The organism is Pseudomonas sp. RIT288 (assembly GCF_000631985.1).
GTDB lineage: Bacteria > Pseudomonadota > Gammaproteobacteria > Pseudomonadales > Pseudomonadaceae > Aquipseudomonas.
Genome location: NZ_JFYN01000044.1, coordinates 24,931 through 41,945, shown reverse-complemented (window position 1 = coordinate 41,945; position 17,015 = coordinate 24,931). Strand labels below are relative to the sequence as shown.

At 56.7% G+C, this 17,015-nt stretch carries 25 protein-coding genes; 1 reads left to right on the top strand and 24 read right to left on the bottom strand.

The window, feature by feature from the left end; all coding sequences use genetic code 11:
• Nucleotides 1-113: 113 nt before the first annotated feature.
• Nucleotides 114-632: a single-stranded DNA-binding protein gene (locus BW33_RS26945; RefSeq protein WP_007966163.1), complete on the bottom strand. Its 519-nt coding sequence runs from the start codon at nucleotides 630-632 to the stop codon at nucleotides 114-116.
• Between the two features lie 9 nt (nucleotides 633-641).
• On the bottom strand, nucleotides 642-2,039 hold the full coding sequence (locus tag BW33_RS26940) for an MFS transporter (protein WP_027614250.1): 1,398 nt from the start codon (nucleotides 2,037-2,039) through the stop codon (nucleotides 642-644).
• A 190-nt stretch (nucleotides 2,040-2,229) separates the two neighbouring features.
• Here BW33_RS26940 and uvrA point away from each other — a divergent pair, with 190 nt between their 5' ends.
• The gene (uvrA, locus tag BW33_RS26935; RefSeq protein ID WP_027614251.1) at nucleotides 2,230-5,064 is read left to right on the top strand and encodes an excinuclease ABC subunit UvrA; all 2,835 of its coding nucleotides are present in this window, start codon (nucleotides 2,230-2,232) and stop codon (nucleotides 5,062-5,064) included.
• A 63-nt stretch (nucleotides 5,065-5,127) separates the two neighbouring features.
• Here the strand turns inward: uvrA and bfr are convergent, their stop codons facing one another.
• From bfr to rplP, 22 genes are all read right to left on the bottom strand, one after another.
• Nucleotides 5,128-5,592, bottom strand: coding sequence for a bacterioferritin (gene bfr, locus BW33_RS26930; protein ID WP_003228714.1), 465 nt, complete (start codon nucleotides 5,590-5,592; stop codon nucleotides 5,128-5,130).
• A 149-nt stretch (nucleotides 5,593-5,741) separates the two neighbouring features.
• Nucleotides 5,742-7,196, bottom strand: coding sequence for a catalase (locus tag BW33_RS26925; RefSeq protein ID WP_047602476.1), 1,455 nt, complete (start codon nucleotides 7,194-7,196; stop codon nucleotides 5,742-5,744).
• Between the two features lie 239 nt (nucleotides 7,197-7,435).
• Nucleotides 7,436-7,822, bottom strand: coding sequence for a 50S ribosomal protein L17 (rplQ, locus tag BW33_RS26920; protein WP_003176402.1), 387 nt, complete (start codon nucleotides 7,820-7,822; stop codon nucleotides 7,436-7,438).
• Nucleotides 7,823-7,864: 42 nt separating this feature from the next.
• Complete coding sequence (locus BW33_RS26915) at nucleotides 7,865-8,866, bottom strand: DNA-directed RNA polymerase subunit alpha (protein ID WP_003186012.1); 1,002 nt, start codon at nucleotides 8,864-8,866, stop codon at nucleotides 7,865-7,867.
• A 22-nt stretch (nucleotides 8,867-8,888) separates the two neighbouring features.
• Nucleotides 8,889-9,509 carry a 30S ribosomal protein S4 gene (gene rpsD / locus BW33_RS26910; protein WP_003176404.1) on the bottom strand — a complete coding sequence of 207 codons (621 nt, stop codon included), beginning with the start codon at nucleotides 9,507-9,509 and terminating at the stop codon, nucleotides 8,889-8,891.
• Nucleotides 9,510-9,527: 18 nt separating this feature from the next.
• Nucleotides 9,528-9,917 (bottom strand): 30S ribosomal protein S11, encoded by a 390-nt coding sequence (gene rpsK, locus BW33_RS26905; protein ID WP_002555466.1) that lies wholly within the window; start codon nucleotides 9,915-9,917, stop codon nucleotides 9,528-9,530.
• A gap of 30 nt (nucleotides 9,918-9,947) precedes the next feature.
• Entirely contained in the window at nucleotides 9,948-10,304 is a 357-nt protein-coding gene (gene rpsM / locus BW33_RS26900) for a 30S ribosomal protein S13 (protein ID WP_008374135.1), read from the bottom strand.
• A 130-nt stretch (nucleotides 10,305-10,434) separates the two neighbouring features.
• Complete coding sequence (gene rpmJ, locus BW33_RS28735) at nucleotides 10,435-10,551, bottom strand: 50S ribosomal protein L36 (protein WP_002555468.1); 117 nt, start codon at nucleotides 10,549-10,551, stop codon at nucleotides 10,435-10,437.
• Nucleotides 10,552-10,578: 27 nt separating this feature from the next.
• Nucleotides 10,579-11,907, bottom strand: a complete 1,329-nt coding sequence (gene secY, locus BW33_RS26895; protein WP_007966172.1) for a preprotein translocase subunit SecY — start codon at nucleotides 11,905-11,907, stop codon at nucleotides 10,579-10,581.
• Nucleotides 11,908-12,345: a 50S ribosomal protein L15 gene (rplO, locus tag BW33_RS26890; RefSeq protein ID WP_003228720.1), complete on the bottom strand. Its 438-nt coding sequence runs from the start codon at nucleotides 12,343-12,345 to the stop codon at nucleotides 11,908-11,910. It lies immediately after the preceding gene.
• Nucleotides 12,346-12,348: 3 nt separating this feature from the next.
• A complete protein-coding gene (gene rpmD, locus BW33_RS26885; protein ID WP_003176408.1) occupies nucleotides 12,349-12,525 on the bottom strand; it encodes a 50S ribosomal protein L30 in 177 nt (58 codons plus the stop codon).
• Nucleotides 12,526-12,527: 2 nt separating this feature from the next.
• Nucleotides 12,528-13,028, bottom strand: coding sequence for a 30S ribosomal protein S5 (gene rpsE / locus BW33_RS26880; RefSeq protein WP_003176409.1), 501 nt, complete (start codon nucleotides 13,026-13,028; stop codon nucleotides 12,528-12,530).
• A 3-nt stretch (nucleotides 13,029-13,031) separates the two neighbouring features.
• Nucleotides 13,032-13,382 (bottom strand): 50S ribosomal protein L18, encoded by a 351-nt coding sequence (gene rplR, locus BW33_RS26875; protein ID WP_003186037.1) that lies wholly within the window; start codon nucleotides 13,380-13,382, stop codon nucleotides 13,032-13,034.
• A 10-nt stretch (nucleotides 13,383-13,392) separates the two neighbouring features.
• Complete coding sequence (rplF, locus tag BW33_RS26870) at nucleotides 13,393-13,926, bottom strand: 50S ribosomal protein L6 (RefSeq protein WP_007966176.1); 534 nt, start codon at nucleotides 13,924-13,926, stop codon at nucleotides 13,393-13,395.
• A gap of 12 nt (nucleotides 13,927-13,938) precedes the next feature.
• On the bottom strand, nucleotides 13,939-14,331 hold the full coding sequence (gene rpsH, locus BW33_RS26865) for a 30S ribosomal protein S8 (RefSeq protein ID WP_007966178.1): 393 nt from the start codon (nucleotides 14,329-14,331) through the stop codon (nucleotides 13,939-13,941).
• A gap of 208 nt (nucleotides 14,332-14,539) precedes the next feature.
• On the bottom strand, nucleotides 14,540-14,845 hold the full coding sequence (gene rpsN / locus BW33_RS26860) for a 30S ribosomal protein S14 (protein WP_003228726.1): 306 nt from the start codon (nucleotides 14,843-14,845) through the stop codon (nucleotides 14,540-14,542).
• A 13-nt stretch (nucleotides 14,846-14,858) separates the two neighbouring features.
• Nucleotides 14,859-15,398: a 50S ribosomal protein L5 gene (gene rplE / locus BW33_RS26855; protein ID WP_003210069.1), complete on the bottom strand. Its 540-nt coding sequence runs from the start codon at nucleotides 15,396-15,398 to the stop codon at nucleotides 14,859-14,861.
• Nucleotides 15,399-15,418: 20 nt separating this feature from the next.
• Nucleotides 15,419-15,733 carry a 50S ribosomal protein L24 gene (rplX, locus tag BW33_RS26850; RefSeq protein ID WP_003186046.1) on the bottom strand — a complete coding sequence of 105 codons (315 nt, stop codon included), beginning with the start codon at nucleotides 15,731-15,733 and terminating at the stop codon, nucleotides 15,419-15,421.
• Between the two features lie 11 nt (nucleotides 15,734-15,744).
• Nucleotides 15,745-16,113 carry a 50S ribosomal protein L14 gene (gene rplN, locus BW33_RS26845; protein ID WP_002555479.1) on the bottom strand — a complete coding sequence of 123 codons (369 nt, stop codon included), beginning with the start codon at nucleotides 16,111-16,113 and terminating at the stop codon, nucleotides 15,745-15,747.
• Nucleotides 16,114-16,136: 23 nt separating this feature from the next.
• Nucleotides 16,137-16,403, bottom strand: a complete 267-nt coding sequence (gene rpsQ / locus BW33_RS26840; RefSeq protein WP_003194644.1) for a 30S ribosomal protein S17 — start codon at nucleotides 16,401-16,403, stop codon at nucleotides 16,137-16,139.
• A gap of 2 nt (nucleotides 16,404-16,405) precedes the next feature.
• Entirely contained in the window at nucleotides 16,406-16,597 is a 192-nt protein-coding gene (rpmC, locus tag BW33_RS26835) for a 50S ribosomal protein L29 (RefSeq protein WP_002555481.1), read from the bottom strand.
• On the bottom strand, nucleotides 16,597-17,010 hold the full coding sequence (gene rplP, locus BW33_RS26830) for a 50S ribosomal protein L16 (RefSeq protein WP_003228729.1): 414 nt from the start codon (nucleotides 17,008-17,010) through the stop codon (nucleotides 16,597-16,599). The genes rpmC and rplP overlap by 1 nt, the downstream gene beginning before the upstream one ends.
• Nucleotides 17,011-17,015: the final 5 nt, after the last annotated feature.

Genomic DNA, 17,015 nt, shown 5'->3' with positions numbered 1-17,015 from the left:
GATCGCAGCCTTCGGCAGCTCCTACGGGTGATGACCGTAAAATTACGCACCACAAAAAAGGCCCGTCGTTTTGAACGACGGGCCTTTTTATTCAACGCAGATGCAGCAACGAATCAGAACGGAATGTCGTCATCGAAGCTGTCGAAATCCGGAGCCGGTTGCGGTGCAGCCTGCTGTGGAGCCGGGGCTGGACGCTGTTGCGGAGCCGACTGCTGCGGACGCGGAGCCTGTTGACGTGGCGCCTGCTGCTGATAGTTGTTGCCACCGCCTTGTTGGTCGCCCTGTTGTGGACGGCCGCCGAGCAGTTGCATGGTGCCTTGCATGTCGACCACGATTTCGGTGGTGTAACGCTTGATACCGTCTTTTTCCCACTCGCGGGTCTGCAGCTTGCCTTCGATGTACACCTGCGAACCTTTACGCAGGTATTCGCCGGCGATTTCCGCAACCTTGCCGAACATCGAAACACGGTGCCATTCGGTCTTCTCGACCTTCTGACCGGTTTGCTTGTCGGTCCACTGTTCGCTGGTTGCCAGACTCAGGTTGGTCACGGCGTTACCGTTAGGCAGGTAGCGAACTTCGGGATCCTGGCCGCAAGTGCCGACCAATATGACTTTGTTAACCCCACGGGCCATAACGTTCTCCTAGGCTTCGCAAGCAGCCCCGGCCGGGTTGTTCACCAGGCGTTCGAGGGTGTCGCGATCCACTAATTCTTTGTCCAGTTTGATGTAAACAGCCGCTTCATCAGCAACTATCACTGCATCTGTTACCCCTACGAGGGCCTTGAGGCGCTCGACCAGACCCGCTTCGCGGATCGCCTCGGGCGACAACGGCAAGCGCAGGCTCGTCACATAGGGAGGTTCGCGCATGGTAACAGCAAAGGCCAGCCAGATGGCAGCCAGACCGGCACATCCAAGGAACACAACCGACAGACCGCCATGCTGAAACAGCCAGCCACCGAGTATCCCGCCGAGTGCCGAACCGAGGAACTGGCTGGTGGAATACACGCCCATGGCCGTGCCCTTCCCGCCTGCCGGTGAAACCTTGCTGATCAGCGACGGCAACGAAGCCTCCAGCAGATTGAACGCGGTGAAGAATACCACCGTGCCGATCACCAGCGCCCGCAAGCTGTCACCGAACTGCCAGAAGAATAGCTCAGTGAGCATCAGCGTCAGGACGGCGCCGAGCAAAATTCGTTTCATTTTGCGTTTCTTCTCGCCGTAGATGATGAACGGGATCATGGCGAAGAAAGAAATCAGCAGCGCGGTCAGGTAAACCCACCAGTGCTGCTCCTTGGGCAAACCGGCCTTTTCCACCAGCGCCAGCGGCAGTGCGACGAAGCTCGACATCAGCATCGCGTGCAGCACGAAAATGCCTAGGTCCAGGCGCAGCAGATCCGGATGTTTGAGCGTCGGCATCAAGGCCTGACGCGCCACGCCGGACTCACGATGGCTCAACGGCCCGGTGGATTTCGGCACCATGAACATCACGATGACGATCCCGAACAGGGCCATGCCGCCAGTGGCGAGGAACAGCCCGGACAGGCCGAACGCGCGGGTCAGCAACGGCCCGACCACCATGGCCACGGCGAACGACAGACCGATGGTCATGCCGATCATGGCCATGGCTTTGGTGCGGTGTTGTTCACGGGTCAGGTCGGAAAGCAGTGCCATGACCGCCGCGGAAATCGCCCCGGCGCCCTGCAGAATGCGTCCGGCAATCACGCCCCAGATCGAATCGGCCTGAGCCGCCAGCACACTGCCGAGGGCGAAGACCACCAGCCCGAGGAAAATCACCGGACGCCGGCCAATACGGTCGGAAATGATCCCGAACGGAATCTGGAAAATCGCCTGGGTCAGGCCGTAAGCGCCAATCGCCAGCCCGATCAGGGCCGGGGTCGCTCCCGCCAGGTCCATGCCGTAGGTCGCCAGTACCGGCAACACCATGAACATGCCAAGCATACGGAAGGCGAACACCAGGGCCAGACCGCTCGCTGCGCGGGTCTCGCTGCCACTCATGCGTTCGCTGTGGGGATCGTGCATGGAAAAACCTCGTGTGAACCGGCGGCGATTCTACCAGTCCCATCGAAAGACGGGGTATATCGCGACGCTATGACGCGTATAGATGAAACTCTCTTCATGCAAGGTAAAAACCCTTCGTTTGATAGTGTGCATCCATCCAGTATTTGCCCGTATACTCCTACGTTTTCGACGCCCGCCGAGCGAGGCCACTTTGGACAAGATCCTGATACGTGGGGCCCGTACCCACAACCTGAAGAACATCGACCTGACCCTGCCACGGGACAAACTGATCGTCATCACCGGCCTGTCCGGATCCGGCAAGTCTTCCCTGGCCTTCGACACGCTGTACGCCGAAGGTCAGCGCCGCTATGTCGAATCCCTGTCGGCCTACGCCCGACAGTTCCTGTCGATGATGGAAAAGCCCGACGTCGACACCATTGAAGGTTTGTCGCCGGCCATCTCCATCGAACAGAAGTCGACCTCGCACAACCCGCGCTCCACGGTCGGCACCATCACCGAAATCTACGATTACCTGCGTCTGCTGTATGCACGCGTCGGTACGCCGCGCTGCCCGGATCACGACATTCCGCTGGAAGCGCAGACCGTCAGCCAGATGGTCGACCTGGTGTTGGCGCAACCGGAAGGCAGCAAGCTGATGTTGCTGGCGCCGGTGATCCGCGAGCGCAAGGGCGAGCACCTGTCAGTGTTTGAAGAATTGCGCGCCCAAGGCTTCGTCCGCGCCCGGGTCAACGGGCGGATCTGCGAACTCGACGAGTTGCCAAAACTGGACAAGCAGAAGAAGCACTCGATCGATGTGATCGTTGACCGTTTCAAGGTCCGTGCCGACCTGCAGCAGCGCTTGGCCGAATCGTTCGAAACCGCACTGAAGCTGGCGGACGGCATTGCCCTGGTTGCGCCGATGGACGATGAGCCGGGTGAAGAGATGATCTTCTCCGCGCGCTTCGCCTGCCCGATTTGCGGCCACGCGATCAGCGAACTGGAACCGAAGCTGTTCTCCTTCAACAACCCGGCCGGCGCCTGCCCGACCTGCGATGGCCTGGGCGTGAAACAGTTCTTCGACATCAAGCGCCTGGTCAATGGTGAACTGACCCTGGCCGAGGGCGCGATCCGTGGCTGGGACCGGCGCAACGTCTATTACTTCCAGATGCTCGGCTCACTGGCGTCGCATTATAAGTTCAGCCTGGAGAAACCATTCAACGAGCTGACCGCCGAACAGCAGAAGCAAATCCTGCACGGCAGCGGCTCACAGAATGTCGACTTCAAGTACCTCAACGACCGCGGCGACATCGTCAAACGTTCGCACCCGTTCGAAGGCATCGTGCCTAACCTTGAGCGTCGCTACCGCGAAACCGAATCGGCCAGCGTGCGCGAAGAACTGGCCAAGTTCCTCAGCACTCAGGCCTGCCCGGATTGCCGTGGCACCCGTCTGCGACGTGAAGCGCGGCACGTGTGGGTGGGCGAGAAAACCCTGCCGGCAGTGACCAACCTGCCGATCGGCGATGCCTGCGAGTACTTCGGCGAGCTGAAGATGACCGGCCGGCGTGGCGAGATCGCCGACAAGATCCTCAAGGAAATCCGCGAGCGTCTGCAATTCCTGGTCAATGTCGGCCTCGATTACCTGTCGCTGGATCGCAGTGCTGACACCCTGTCCGGTGGCGAGGCGCAGCGCATTCGCCTGGCCAGCCAGATCGGCGCCGGTCTGGTCGGGGTGCTGTACATCCTCGACGAGCCGTCCATTGGCCTGCATCAGCGCGATAACGACCGCTTGCTCGGCACCCTCAAGCACTTGCGCGACATCGGCAACACGGTGATCGTGGTCGAGCACGATGAAGACGCGATTCGTCTGGCCGACTATGTGGTGGATATCGGGCCTGGCGCCGGGGTGCACGGCGGGCAGATCGTGGCTGAAGGTACGCCGGCCGAAGTGATGGCACATCCGGATTCGCTGACCGGCAAATATCTGTCGGGCCGGGTGAAGATCGAAGTGCCGGCCAAACGCACGCCGCGCAACAAGAAGCTGACGCTGTCGCTCAAAGGCGCACGCGGCAACAACTTGCGCAACGTCGATCTGGAAATCCCGATCGGCCTGCTGACCTGCGTGACCGGTGTTTCCGGCTCCGGCAAGTCGACGCTGATCAACAACACGCTGTTCCCGTTGAGCGCTACTGCACTCAATGGTGCGACCACGCTGGAAGCAGCGGCGCACGACAGCATCAAGGGGCTGGAACATCTCGACAAGGTCGTCGATATCGATCAGAGCCCGATCGGCCGTACGCCGCGCTCCAACCCGGCGACCTACACCGGGCTGTTCACGCCGATCCGCGAACTGTTCGCCGGCGTGCCCGAGTCGCGCTCCCGTGGTTACGGCCCGGGGCGGTTCTCGTTCAACGTCAAGGGCGGGCGCTGCGAGGCGTGCCAGGGTGACGGTCTGATCAAGGTCGAAATGCACTTCCTGCCGGACATCTACGTGCCGTGCGACGTGTGCAAGAGCAAGCGCTACAACCGCGAAACCCTTGAGATCAAATACAAGGGCAAGAGCATCCATGAAACCCTCGAGATGACCATCGAGGAGGCACGGGAGTTCTTCGACGCGGTACCGGCGCTGGCGCGCAAACTGCAGACGTTGATGGATGTGGGCCTGTCGTACATCAAACTCGGGCAGTCCGCGACCACACTCTCAGGTGGTGAAGCGCAGCGGGTCAAACTGTCACGCGAGCTGTCCAAGCGTGACACCGGCAAGACCCTGTACATCCTCGACGAGCCGACCACTGGCCTGCACTTCGCGGATATCCAGCAACTGCTCGACGTGTTGCACCGCTTGCGCGACCACGGCAATACCGTGGTGGTGATCGAGCACAACCTGGACGTGATCAAGACTGCCGACTGGCTGGTGGACCTGGGGCCGGAGGGCGGCTCCAAGGGTGGGCAGATCATTGCCACCGGCACCCCTGAGGAAGTGGCCGAGATGAAGCAGTCTCACACTGGTCATTACCTCAAGCCGTTGTTGATTCGCGATCGGGCCTGATCTCCAGGCATGAAAAAGCCCCTGTCACTGATGAAGTGACAGGGGCTTTTTTGTATCCGGCAATCAGGTGTGAGATTGCAGGTAATTCTCGAGACCGATGAGTTTGATCAGGCCCAACTGCTTTTCCAGCCAGTAAGTGTGATCTTCTTCGGTATCATTGAGCTGAACCCGCAGGATCTCTCGACTGACGTAATCCTTGTGCTGCTCGCACAGCTCGATGCCTTTGCACAGTGCAGCGCGGACTTTGTACTCAAGTCGCAGATCGGCTTCGAGCATCTCCGGCACGGTGGTGCCGACGTCGAGATCGTCCGGGCGCATGCGCGGCGTGCCTTCGAGCATCAGGATCCGGCGCATCAGTGCGTCGGCGTGACCGGCCTCTTCTTCCATCTCGTGGTTGATTCGTTCGTAGAGCTTGGTGAAACCCCAGTCCTCATACATCCGCGAGTGCACAAAATATTGGTCACGCGCGGCCAGTTCGCCGGTCAGCAACGTGTTGAGGTAATCGATAACGTCTGGGTGGCCTTGCATCGCCCTACATCTCCCTGCTTGAAAGTCTGTAGTTTGAACCAAGCTGACCGGAAGGTCACCCATCTTGCGCAATAAAAGCGAAGATATTCTGAGAAAAGCGGCCTAAATAACGCAAAAACCGCCCTAATGAGGGCGGTTCTGCTTCTCGTTTAGACTTCGTTCAGCTGTACGTCGAGCAGCTTTGCGATTGCTTCTCCATACGCCGGATCGGCCTTGTAGAAATGCTGCAACTGCCGGTCCACCACATCAGGCGAAACACCGTTCATGGCGCCGGCGATATTGCTGACCAGCAAGGCTTTTTGCTCGTCGCTCATCAGACGGAACAGCGCACCGGCGTGGCTGTAGTAATCGGTGTCTTCGCGATGATCGTAACGGTCAGCAGCACCGCTCAAGGCCAGCGCAGGCTCGGCGTAGCGCGGCGCTTGCTTCGGCGATTCGATGTAGCTGTTCGGTTCGTAGTTAGGCGCTGCACCACCATTGCTGCCGAAGGCCATCGAACCATCGCGCTGGTAAGTGTTCACCGGGCTGCGTGGAGCGTTCACCGGCAACTGCTGGTGGTTGGTGCCAACACGGTAGCGGTGCGCATCCGCATAGGCGAAGACGCGGCCTTGCAGCATGCGATCCGGCGACAGACCGACACCCGGCACCATGTTGCTCGGACCGAACGCCGCTTGCTCAACTTCAGCAAAGTAGTTCAGCGGGTTACGGTTCAACTCCAGCTCACCGACTTCGATCAGCGGGAACTCCTTCTGCGACCAGGTCTTGGTCACATCGAACGGATTTTCGTAATGCGCTGCGGCTTGCGCCTCGGTCATGATCTGGATGCATACCCGCCATTTCGGGAAGTCACCACGCTCGATCGCCTCGAACAGGTCGCGCTGGGCGTAATCCGGATCGGTACCCGCCAGACGAGCAGCTTCCGCCGGCGCGAGATTCTTGATCCCTTGCTGGGTCTTGTAGTGCCATTTCACCCAGTGACGCTCGCCTTGTGCGTTGATCAGGCTGTAAGTGTGGCTACCGAAGCCGTGCATGTGGCGGTAGCCGTCAGGGATGCCGCGATCCGAGAACAGGATAGTTACCTGGTGCAGCGCTTCAGGCGAATGCGACCAGAAGTCCCACATCATTTGCGCGCTTTTCAGGTTGCTCTGCGGCAGGCGTTTCTGGGTGTGGATAAAGTCGGGAAACTTCAGCGGATCACGAATGAAGAACACAGGGGTGTTGTTGCCAACGATGTCCCAGTTGCCTTCTTCGGTGTAGAACTTGAGGGCGAAACCACGCGGATCACGTTCGGTGTCAGCCGAGCCACGTTCGCCGCCTACAGTGGAGAAGCGCAGGAACGTCGGGGTTTGTTTGCCGACGGCCTCAAACAGTTTGGCGCTGGTGTATTCGGTGATATCACGGGTCACGGTGAACGTACCGTAAGCACCCGAGCCTTTTGCGTGCACACGGCGCTCAGGAATGTTTTCACGGTTGAAATGGGCAAGCTTTTCGATCAGATGAAAATCGTCGAGCAGCAGCGGGCCACGAGGGCCGGCGGAGCGAGAATTCTGGTTATCAGCGACAGGTGCGCCACTGGCGGTCGTAAGCGTTTTGATCTGGCTCATACGGTCTTCTTCCTCTGTCAGTCTTGAAACTGCCGGCTAATCGGCTTGCTGGGAAGTATTGATCATCGATGTGACACCTACAAATTCATTAACTTGTAGTCACCGATAGATAATTACTAATGATGCTTCCCGGCACATAGTGACAACAGAACAATGTCAGAAGCTTGTACGAACAGCGCATTTCTTGCGGGCACAAAAAACCGGGCACTAGGCCCGGTTTTTCGTTTCAGACTGACGTCTTACTCGGCGGATACAGCTTCGCCAGCAGTAGCACGATCAACCAACTCGACGTACGCCATAGGCGCGTTGTCGCCAGCGCGGAAACCGCACTTGAGGATGCGCAGGTAGCCACCCTCACGGGTAGCGTAACGCTTGCCCAGGTCGTTGAAGAGCTTACCAACGATAGCTTTCGAACGAGTACGGTCGAAAGCCAGACGGCGGTTAGCCAGGCTGTCTGTCTTGGCCAGAGTGATCAGCGGCTCGGCAACGCGGCGCAGTTCTTTGGCTTTTGGCAGAGTAGTCTTGATCAGCTCGTGCTCGAACAACGACACCGCCATGTTCTGGAACATGGCCTTGCGGTGCGAGCTGGTGCGGCTCAGGTGACGCCCACTTTTACGATGACGCATGGTTCATTCCTTACCAAACACTACGTTCGGTGATTACGACGATCAGGCAGTCGCCTTGTCGTCCTTCTTAAGACTTGCAGGCGGCCAGTTGTCGAGGCGCATGCCGAGGGACAGACCGCGGGAGGCCAGAACGTCCTTGATTTCAGTCAAGGATTTCTTGCCCAGGTTCGGAGTCTTCAACAGCTCTACTTCGGTACGCTGAATCAGGTCGCCGATGTAGTAGATGTTTTCCGCCTTAAGGCAGTTAGCCGAACGTACAGTCAGTTCCAGATCGTCAACCGGGCGAAGCAGGATCGGATCGATCTCGTCTTCCTGCTCGACAACCACTGGCTCACTGTCACCTTTGAGGTCGACGAACGCAGCCAACTGCTGTTGCAGGATGGTTGCAGCGCGGCGGATAGCCTCTTCAGGATCCAGAGTACCGTTGGTTTCCAGATCAATAACCAGCTTGTCCAGGTTGGTACGCTGCTCAACACGGGCGTTTTCCACCACGTATGCGATACGGCGAACCGGGCTGAACGAAGAGTCGAGCTGCAAGCGACCGATGCTGCGGCTTTCGTCTTCATCGCTCTGACGCGAGTCGGCTGGTTCATAACCACGACCACGAGCTACGGTGAGCTTCATGTTCAGGGCGCCGTTAGACGCCAGGTTAGCGATTACGTGATCGGGGTTAACGATCTCGACATCATGATCCAGCTGAATATCGGCAGCGGTAACCACCCCCGAACCCTTCTTCGACAAGGTCAGCGTAACTTCGTCACGACCGTGCAGCTTGATGGCCAGACCTTTAAGGTTCAACAGGATTTCAATTACGTCTTCCTGTACACCTTCGATGGCGCTGTACTCGTGGAGCACACCGTCAATCTCGGCCTCGACTACTGCGCAGCCGGGCATTGAGGACAACAGGATGCGGCGCAGCGCGTTGCCCAGGGTGTGGCCAAAACCACGCTCGAGAGGCTCGAGAGTGATCTTGGCGCGGGTTGGACTGACAACCTGCACATCAATGTGGCGGGGTGTCAGGAACTCATTTACCGAAATCTGCATGGATGCACCTATTTTCTAGCCCTTACTTGGAGTAGAGCTCGACAATCAGGCTTTCGTTGATGTCGGCGGACAGATCACTGCGAGCAGGAACGTTCTTGAAAACGCCCGACTTCTTCTCAGTGTCTACTTCTACCCATTCTACGCGGCCACGTTGGGCACACAGATCGAGAGCTTGGACAATGCGAAGTTGGTTTTTTGCTTTCTCGCGAACTGCGACCACGTCACCAGCACGAACCTGATACGACGGAACGTTTACGGTCTGACCGTTAACGCTGATCGACTTGTGCGATACCAGCTGACGGGATTCGGCACGAGTCGAACCAAAGCCCATACGGTATACAACGTTGTCCAGACGGCATTCGAGCAGTTGCAGCAGGTTTTCACCGGTTGCACCTTTCTTGCCAGCAGCTTCTTTGTAGTAGCCGCTGAACTGACGCTCGAGAACGCCGTAGATACGACGGACCTTCTGCTTTTCACGCAGTTGGGTGCCGTAGTCGGACTGGCGGCCGCGGCGTTGGCCGTGGATACCAGGTGCTGCTTCAATGTTGCACTTCGATTCGATCGCGCGCACGCCGCTCTTCAGGAAGAGATCGGTGCCTTCGCGACGAGCGAGTTTGCATTTTGGACCAATGTAACGAGCCATTCTTTACAATCTCCTGGATTACACGCGGCGCTTCTTCGGCGGACGGCACCCGTTGTGCGGGATTGGCGTCACGTCGGTGATGCTGGCGATCTTGTAGCCACAGCCGTTCAAAGCGCGGACTGCGGATTCACGACCTGGACCTGGACCCTTGACGTTAACGTCGAGGTTTTTCAGGCCGTATTCCAGCGCAGCTTGACCAGCACGCTCAGCAGCTACTTGAGCAGCGAACGGGGTGGACTTGCGGGAACCGCGGAAACCCGAACCACCGGAGGTAGCCCAGGAAAGAGCGTTACCTTGACGGTCGGTAATGGTCACGATGGTGTTGTTAAAAGAAGCATGGATGTGGGCGATGCCATCAACCACTGTCTTTTTAACTTTTTTACGAGGACGAGCAGCAGGTTTTGCCATGATTAAATTCCTGTCGATTCGCTGGGGCGATTACTTGCGGATCGGCTTACGCGGACCTTTACGGGTACGCGCGTTGGTCTTGGTACGCTGACCGCGTACTGGAAGACCGCGACGATGACGCAGACCGCGATAGCAACCGAGGTCCATCAAGCGCTTGATTTTCATGTTGATTTCGCGACGCAGGTCACCTTCAGTGGTGAACTTCGCCACTTCGCCACGCAGCTGTTCAATTTGCTCGTCGCTCAGATCTTTGATCTTTGCTGCTGGGTTTACCCCAGTGTCTGCACAGATTTTCTGCGCAGTAGTGCGACCGACACCATAGATGTAGGTCAGCGAGATAACAGTATGCTTGTTATCTGGAATGTTAACGCCTGCAATACGGGCCATTCAGTGGGACTCCAATTGACAGCTACCTACGCCCCGGAAGCCAAGAAATAGGGCGCGAGATAATATCGCTGTAATAACAAATAATCAACCCGGCAGCGCACTAGCTGCCGGGCTTGAAGCACAATCACACTCAGCCTTGGCGCTGTTTGTGACGCGGTTCCGCGCTGCAAATTACTCGAACAACACCTTCGCGGCGAATAATCTTGCAGTTACGGCACAGCTTTTTCACCGATGCACGAACTTTCATCACCAACTCCTCGAACCTTATGGGTACTCAGCGCAACATGCCGCTGCCGTAACCCTTCAGGTTGGCTTTCTTCATCAGGGATTCGTACTGGTGCGAAACGAGGTGCGATTGTACTTGGGACATGAAGTCCATCACAACCACGACCACGATCAGCAACGAGGTCCCGCCAAGGTAGAACGGAACGTTTGCTGCAACCACCAGGAACTGGGGCAACAGGCACACGGCCGTCATGTAAAGAGCACCGAACATGGTCAAGCGAGTCAAAACGCCATCAATATAGCGCGCAGACTGCTCACCTGGACGGATACCCGGAATAAAGGCACCGGACTTCTTCAGGTTTTCCGCTACGTCTTTCGGATTGAACATCAACGCCGTATAGAAGAAGCAGAAGAAAATAATCCCTGCACTAAACAGCAGAATATTCAACGGCTGACCAGGAGCGATCGACTGCGAGATGTCCTGCAACCAGCCCAAACCTTCAGACTGACCAAACCAGGCACCCAACGAAGCCGGGAACAGCAAAATGCTGCTCGCGAAAATAGCCGGAATAACACCGGCCATGTTCACCTTCAGCGGCAAGTGGCTTGTCTGCGCAGCGAAAACCTTACGGCCCTGCTGACGCTTGGCGTAGTGAACAGCGATACGACGCTGGCCACGCTCAATAAACACCACGAAACCGATAATCGCTACTGCCAGCAAACCGATGGCAACCAGGGCGAAGATATTGATATCACCCTGACGTGCAGACTCGAAAGACTGCCCGATTGCTCTCGGAAGACCGGCGACGATACCCGAAAAAATCAACATCGAGATACCGTTGCCTACACCACGCTCAGTAATCTGCTCACCCAGCCACATCATGAACATCGCACCAGCCACAAAAGTGGATACCGCGACGAAATGGAAGCCAAAGTCACCAGTGAACGCAACGCCCTGCCCTGCCAGACCAATGGACATGCCAATAGCCTGAACGAGAGCAAGGACGACGGTGCCGTAGCGGGTGTACTGGCTGATCTTGCGACGGCCAGCTTCACCTTCCTTCTTCAACTGCTCCAGCTGCGGGCTGACGGCGGTCATCAGTTGCATGATGATCGATGCCGAAATGTACGGCATGATCCCCAGTGCAAAGATGCTCATCCGTTCCAGCGCGCCGCCGGAGAACATGTTGAACAAGCTAAGAATGGTCCCCTCATTCTGTCGAAACAGGTCTGCGAGTCGGTCCGGGTTGATACCTGGAACCGGGATGTGTGCGCCTATTCGGTAGACGATAATCGCCAGGAACAGAAAACGCAGACGAGCCCAGAGTTCAGACATACCGCCTTTGCCGAGCGCAGAGAGAGCACCTTGCTTAGCCATTTATTCCTCGAACTTGCCGCCAGCTGCTTCGATAGCCGCACGCGCACCTTTGGTGGCGCCGATTCCCTTGCCGATAGTGACAGCGCGAGTCACTTCACCGGACAGCATGATTTTCACACGCTGTACGTTGACGTTGATCACGTTGGCATCTTTCAGGGACTGCACGGTGACGATGTCGCCTTCCACTTTAGCCAGCTCGGACAGACGCACTTCTGCGCGGTCCATGGCTTTCAGGGAAACGAAACCGAACTTCGGCAGGCGACGATGCAGCGGCTGTTGACCGCCTTCAAAGCCTGGAGCAATGGTGCCACCGGAGCGGGAGGTTTGACCTTTGTGGCCACGGCCACCAGTCTTACCCAAACCGCTACCGATACCACGGCCCGGACGATGCTTTTCGCGACGGGAACCCGGCGCTGGACTCAGATCATTGAGTTTCATCGATTAACCCTCGACACGCAGCATGTAGTAAGCCTTGTTGATCATCCCGCGATTCTCGGGAGTATCCTGGACTTCTACAGTGTGACCGATGCGACGCAGACCCAGACCCTTAACGCACAGTTTGTGGTTAGGGATGCGGCCGGTCATGCTTTTGATCAGCGTAACTTTAACGGTAGCCATGATCAGAAGATCTCCTTGACAGTCAGGCCACGCTTGGCAGCGATGGACTCAGGAGATTGCATGGCTTTCAGACCCTTGAAGGTGGCGTGAACCACGTTTACCGGGTTAGTCGAGCCGTAGCACTTGGCCAGAACGTTCTGAACGCCAGCAACTTCGAGGACAGCACGCATAGCGCCGCCAGCGATGATACCGGTACCTTCAGAAGCAGGCTGCATGTACACCTTCGAAGCGCCGTGAGCGGACTTCATTGCGTACTGCAGAGTGGTGCCGTTCAGGTCAACTTGAATCATGTTGCGGCGAGCAGCTTCCATTGCCTTCTGGATCGCAGCAGGCACTTCACGCGACTTGCCACGGCCGAAGCCAACACGCCCTTTACCATCACCAACCACGGTCAACGCGGTGAAAGTGAAGATACGGCCGCCTTTAACGGTTTTGGCTACGCGGTTAACTTGAACCAGCTTCTCGATGTAGCCTTCGTCGCGCTTTTGGTCGTTATTTGACATAACTTAGAACTCCAGCCCAGCTTCACGAGCAGCATCAGCCAGCGCTTTAACGCGGCCATGGTACTTGAAGCCAGAGCGGTCGAAAGCCACTTGCGAGACGCCAGCGGCCTTAGCACGCGTAGCGACCAGCTGGCCAACCTTTGTGGCCGCGTCGATGTTGCCAGTGGCGCCATCACGCAGTTCTTTATCCAAAGTCGAGGCGCTTGCCAGGACTTTGTTGCCGTCGGCCGAGATGACCTGGGCGTAGATGTGCTGCGACGAGCGGAACACGCAGAGACGCACGACTTCGAGTTCGTGCATTTTCAGGCGTGCTTTGCGAGCGCGACGCAGTCGAGTAACTTTTTTGTCGGTCATTTGCTATGCCCTACTTCTTCTTGGCTTCTTTACGACGGACGACTTCGTCCGCGTAGCGCACACCTTTGCCTTTGTACGGCTCTGGTGGACGGAAGTCGCGGATCTCAGCGGCCACTTGACCTACCAGCTGTTTATCGATGCCCTTGATCAGGATATCGGTCTGGCTAGGAGTCTCAGCGGTGATGCCTTGCGGCAGTTCGTAATCCACTGGGTGCGAGAAGCCAAGAGCCAGGTTCAGCACCTGACCTTTTGCTTGCGCCTTGTAACCAACACCGACCAGCTGGAGCTTGCGCTCGAAGCCTTGGCTTACGCCTTGGACCATGTTGTTTACCAACGCACGCGTGGTACCGGCCATTGCGCGAGTCTGTTGATCGCCATTGCGAGCAGCGAAACGCAGCTCACCAGCTTCTTCAACGATCTCAACGGACGAATGGATGTTCAGTTCAAGAGTACCCTTGGCACCCTTCACCGAAAGCTGTTGGCCTGCGAATTTTACTTCGACACCGGCTGGCAGCTTAACGGGGTTCTTAGCGACGCGAGACATGCTTATCCCCCCTTAGAACACAGTGCAAAGAACTTCGCCGCCGACACCGGCAGCGCGCGCAGCACGATCCGTCATCACACCTTTGTTGGTGGAGACGATAGACACGCCAAGACCGCCACGAACTTTCGGCAGATCTTCAACGGACTTGTACTGACGCAGGCCTGGACGACTAACGCGCTTCACTTCCTCGATGACCGGACGGCCTTCGAAGTATTTCAGCGAGATGGACAACGACGGCTTAGCGTCGGTGGTGATCTGAAAATCCGCGATGTAACCTTCGTCCTTCAGGACTTTTGCTACAGCCACCTTCAGCGTGGAAGACGGCATGCTTACGACAGACTTTTCAGCCATCTGGGCATTACGGATTCGAGTTAGCATGTCCGCTAACGGGTCCTGCATACTCATGGGCTAGACGCTCCTAATACAGAAAAATTAGCCTTGCGGCTACTACTTGTCGCCGAGAAACTCCGGGCAGAAAAACACGGGCTCAGGCGAGCCGGTCATTCTAGACACACCCCAGAAATGAATCAAGCCCCAAAAGGGGCTTGATTCAGATTCAAGGCCACCGATGGTCAGGTTCTTGCAAACCCGACCATCAAGGCTTTGACAGCGATTACCAGCTGGCTTTAACCAGACCTGGAACGTCACCACGCATTGCCGCTTCACGCAGTTTGTTACGGCCCAGGCCGAACTTGCGGTAAACGCCATGCGGACGACCAGTCAGGCGGCAACGGTTACGCATGCGCGAAGCACTTGCGTCACGTGGTTGCTTCTGCAGAGCTACGGTAGCTTCCCAACGTGCTTCTGGACTTGCGTTCAGATCAACGATGATAGCTTTCAGCGCTGCACGCTTGGTGGCGTACTTGGCAACAGTGAGCTGACGCTTCAGCTCACGGTTCTTCATGCTCTTCTTGGCCATTTTCCTACTCCAATCAGTTGCGGAACGGGAATTTGAAAGCACGCAGCAGAGCGCGGCCTTCATCATCGTTCTTGGCAGTGGTGGTCAGGGTAATGTCCAGACCGCGGAGAGCATCGATCTTGTCGTAGTCGATTTCCGGGAAAATGATCTGCTCTTTCACGCCCATGCTGTAGTTACCACGACCATCGAAGGACTTGGCATTCAGGCCGCGGAAGTCGCGAACCCGAGGCAGGGAGATCGACAGCAGACGATCCAGGAACTCGTACATACGCTCACGGCGCAGAGTCACTTTGACGCCGATCGGCCATCCTTCACGGACTTTAAAGCCAGCGATGGATTTACGAGCGTAGGTCACAACGACTTTTTGGCCGGTGATCTTTTCCAGGTCAGCAACAGCGTGCTCGATGACTTTTTTGTCGCCGATCGCTTCGCCCAGACCCATGTTCAGGGTGATTTTGGTAACGCGCGGAACTTCCATCACGTTCGAAAGCTTAAGTTCTTCCTTAAGTTTCGGAGCGATTTCCTTCCGGTAAATCTCTTTTAGTCGTGCCATGGTCTTCTACCTAGCAGTGTTCAAGCATCAACCGCTTTTTGGGTCGACTTGAAGACACGAATTTTCTTACCGTCTTCTACTTTGAAACCAACGCGGTCAGCCTTGTTGGTTTCGCCGTTGAAGATGGCGACGTTGGAAGCGTGCAGTGGCGCTTCTTTCTCGACGATACCGCCCTGTACGCCCGACATCGGGTTAGGCTTGGTATGACGCTTGACCAGGTTCAGACCACCAACAACCAGACGGTTGTCAGCAAGAACCTTCAGCACCTTACCGCGCTTACCTTTGTCTTTGCCGGCGATCACGATGATCTCGTCGTCACGACGAATCTTTTGCATGTCGGATCTCCTTACAGCACTTCTGGGGCGAGCGAGACGATCTTCATGAACTTCTCAGTACGAAGTTCACGGGTCACTGGCCCAAAGATACGGGTGCCGATCGGCTCTTGCTTGTTGTTCAGAAGAACAGCAGCGTTGCCATCAAAGCGGATAATGGAGCCATCAGCACGACGTACGCCGTGACGAGTGCGGACTACAACAGCAGTCATCACTTGGCCTTTTTTCACCTTACCGCGAGGAATTGCTTCCTTCACGGTAACTTTGATGATGTCACCGATACCAGCGTAACGACGATGGGAGCCACCCAGCACCTTGATGCACATAACGCGGCGAGCGCCGCTGTTATCGGCCACATCGAGCATGGATTGAGTCTGAATCATATAATTTCTCCGACCCCTAGCCCTTAGACTTCCACAGCGCGTTCGAGAACATCAACCAGCGCCCAAGACTTGGTCTTGGCCATCGGACGAGTTTCACGAATAGTGACTTTGTCGCCGATGTGGCACTGATTGGTTTCGTCGTGCGCGTGCAGCTTAGTCGAACGCTTAACGTATTTACCGTAGATCGGGTGCTTAACGCGACGCTCGATCAGAACGGTGATGGTTTTGTCCATCTTGTCGCTGACAACACGGCCAGTCAGCGTACGGACAGTTTTTTCGGCTTCAGCCATGATCACTTACCTGCCTGCTGGTTGAGCACAGTCTTCACGCGAGCGATGTCACGCTTAACTTGCGAGAGCAGATGAGACTGCCCCAACTGGCCAGTTGCTTTCTGCATACGCAGATTGAACTGGTCGCGCAGCAAGCCGAGCAGTTGCTCGTTCAGCTGCTGTGCGGATTTTTCACGAAGTTCATTCGCTTTCATCACATCACCGTCCGTTTAACAAAGGAGGTGGCGAGCGGCAGCTTTGCAGCAGCCAGGGCGAAAGCCTCACGCGCCAGCTCTTCAGAAACACCCTCGATTTCATACAGGACTTTGCCTGGCTGAATCTGGGCAACCCAGTACTCCACGTTACCCTTACCTTTACCCATACGAACCTCGAGAGGTTTTTTGGAGATCGGCTTGTCCGGGAATACACGGATCCAGATCTTGCCACCACGTTTTACGTGACGGGTCAGAGCACGACGCGCTGACTCGATCTGACGAGCGGTGAGACGACCACGAGCAACAGACTTCAGCGCGAACTCGCCGAAGCTGACTTTGCTACCGCGCAGTGCCAGACCACGGTTGTGGCCGGTCATCTGCTTGCGGAACTTCGTACGCTTTGGTTGCAACATTTGGC

Bases quoted from the DNA above. Each gene is read 5' to 3' on its own strand.
- rplP (WP_003228729.1), bottom strand. From the start codon at position 17,010: ATGTTGCAACCAAAGCGTACGAAGTTCCGCAAGCAGATGACCGGCCAC.
- rplO (WP_003228720.1), bottom strand. From the start codon at position 12,345: ATGAAACTCAATGATCTGAGTCCAGCGCCGGGTTCCCGTCGCGAAAAG.
- rpsN (WP_003228726.1), bottom strand. From the start codon at position 14,845: ATGGCCAAGAAGAGCATGAAGAACCGTGAGCTGAAGCGTCAGCTCACT.
- BW33_RS26915 (WP_003186012.1), bottom strand. From the start codon at position 8,866: ATGCAGATTTCGGTAAATGAGTTCCTGACACCCCGCCACATTGATGTG.
- bfr (WP_003228714.1), bottom strand. From the start codon at position 5,592: ATGCAAGGCCACCCAGACGTTATCGATTACCTCAACACGTTGCTGACC.
- rplR (WP_003186037.1), bottom strand. From the start codon at position 13,382: ATGACCGACAAAAAAGTTACTCGACTGCGTCGCGCTCGCAAAGCACGC.
- BW33_RS26945 (WP_007966163.1), bottom strand. From the start codon at position 632: ATGGCCCGTGGGGTTAACAAAGTCATATTGGTCGGCACTTGCGGCCAG.
- rpsQ (WP_003194644.1), bottom strand. From the start codon at position 16,403: ATGGCTGAAGCCGAAAAAACTGTCCGTACGCTGACTGGCCGTGTTGTC.
- rplE (WP_003210069.1), bottom strand. From the start codon at position 15,398: ATGGCACGACTAAAAGAGATTTACCGGAAGGAAATCGCTCCGAAACTT.
- rpsM (WP_008374135.1), bottom strand. From the start codon at position 10,304: ATGGCCCGTATTGCAGGCGTTAACATTCCAGATAACAAGCATACTGTT.
- rpsK (WP_002555466.1), bottom strand. From the start codon at position 9,917: ATGGCAAAACCTGCTGCTCGTCCTCGTAAAAAAGTTAAAAAGACAGTG.
- secY (WP_007966172.1), bottom strand. From the start codon at position 11,907: ATGGCTAAGCAAGGTGCTCTCTCTGCGCTCGGCAAAGGCGGTATGTCT.
- BW33_RS26940 (WP_027614250.1), bottom strand. From the start codon at position 2,039: ATGCACGATCCCCACAGCGAACGCATGAGTGGCAGCGAGACCCGCGCA.
- rpmJ (WP_002555468.1), bottom strand. From the start codon at position 10,551: ATGAAAGTTCGTGCATCGGTGAAAAAGCTGTGCCGTAACTGCAAGATT.
- rplF (WP_007966176.1), bottom strand. From the start codon at position 13,926: ATGTCTCGCGTCGCTAAGAACCCCGTTAAGCTGCCAGCCGGTGTCGAA.
- rpsE (WP_003176409.1), bottom strand. From the start codon at position 13,028: ATGTCAAATAACGACCAAAAGCGCGACGAAGGCTACATCGAGAAGCTG.
- rpsH (WP_007966178.1), bottom strand. From the start codon at position 14,331: ATGAGTATGCAGGACCCGTTAGCGGACATGCTAACTCGAATCCGTAAT.
- BW33_RS26925 (WP_047602476.1), bottom strand. From the start codon at position 7,196: ATGAGCCAGATCAAAACGCTTACGACCGCCAGTGGCGCACCTGTCGCT.
- rpmC (WP_002555481.1), bottom strand. From the start codon at position 16,597: ATGAAAGCGAATGAACTTCGTGAAAAATCCGCACAGCAGCTGAACGAG.
- rpsD (WP_003176404.1), bottom strand. From the start codon at position 9,509: ATGGCTCGTTACATTGGTCCAAAATGCAAACTCGCTCGTCGCGAAGGC.
- rplQ (WP_003176402.1), bottom strand. From the start codon at position 7,822: ATGCGTCATCGTAAAAGTGGGCGTCACCTGAGCCGCACCAGCTCGCAC.
- rplX (WP_003186046.1), bottom strand. From the start codon at position 15,733: ATGCAAAAGATTCGTCGTGACGACGAGATCATCGTGATCGCCGGCAAA.
- rplN (WP_002555479.1), bottom strand. From the start codon at position 16,113: ATGATTCAGACTCAATCCATGCTCGATGTGGCCGATAACAGCGGCGCT.
- rpmD (WP_003176408.1), bottom strand. From the start codon at position 12,525: ATGGCTACCGTTAAAGTTACGCTGATCAAAAGCATGACCGGCCGCATC.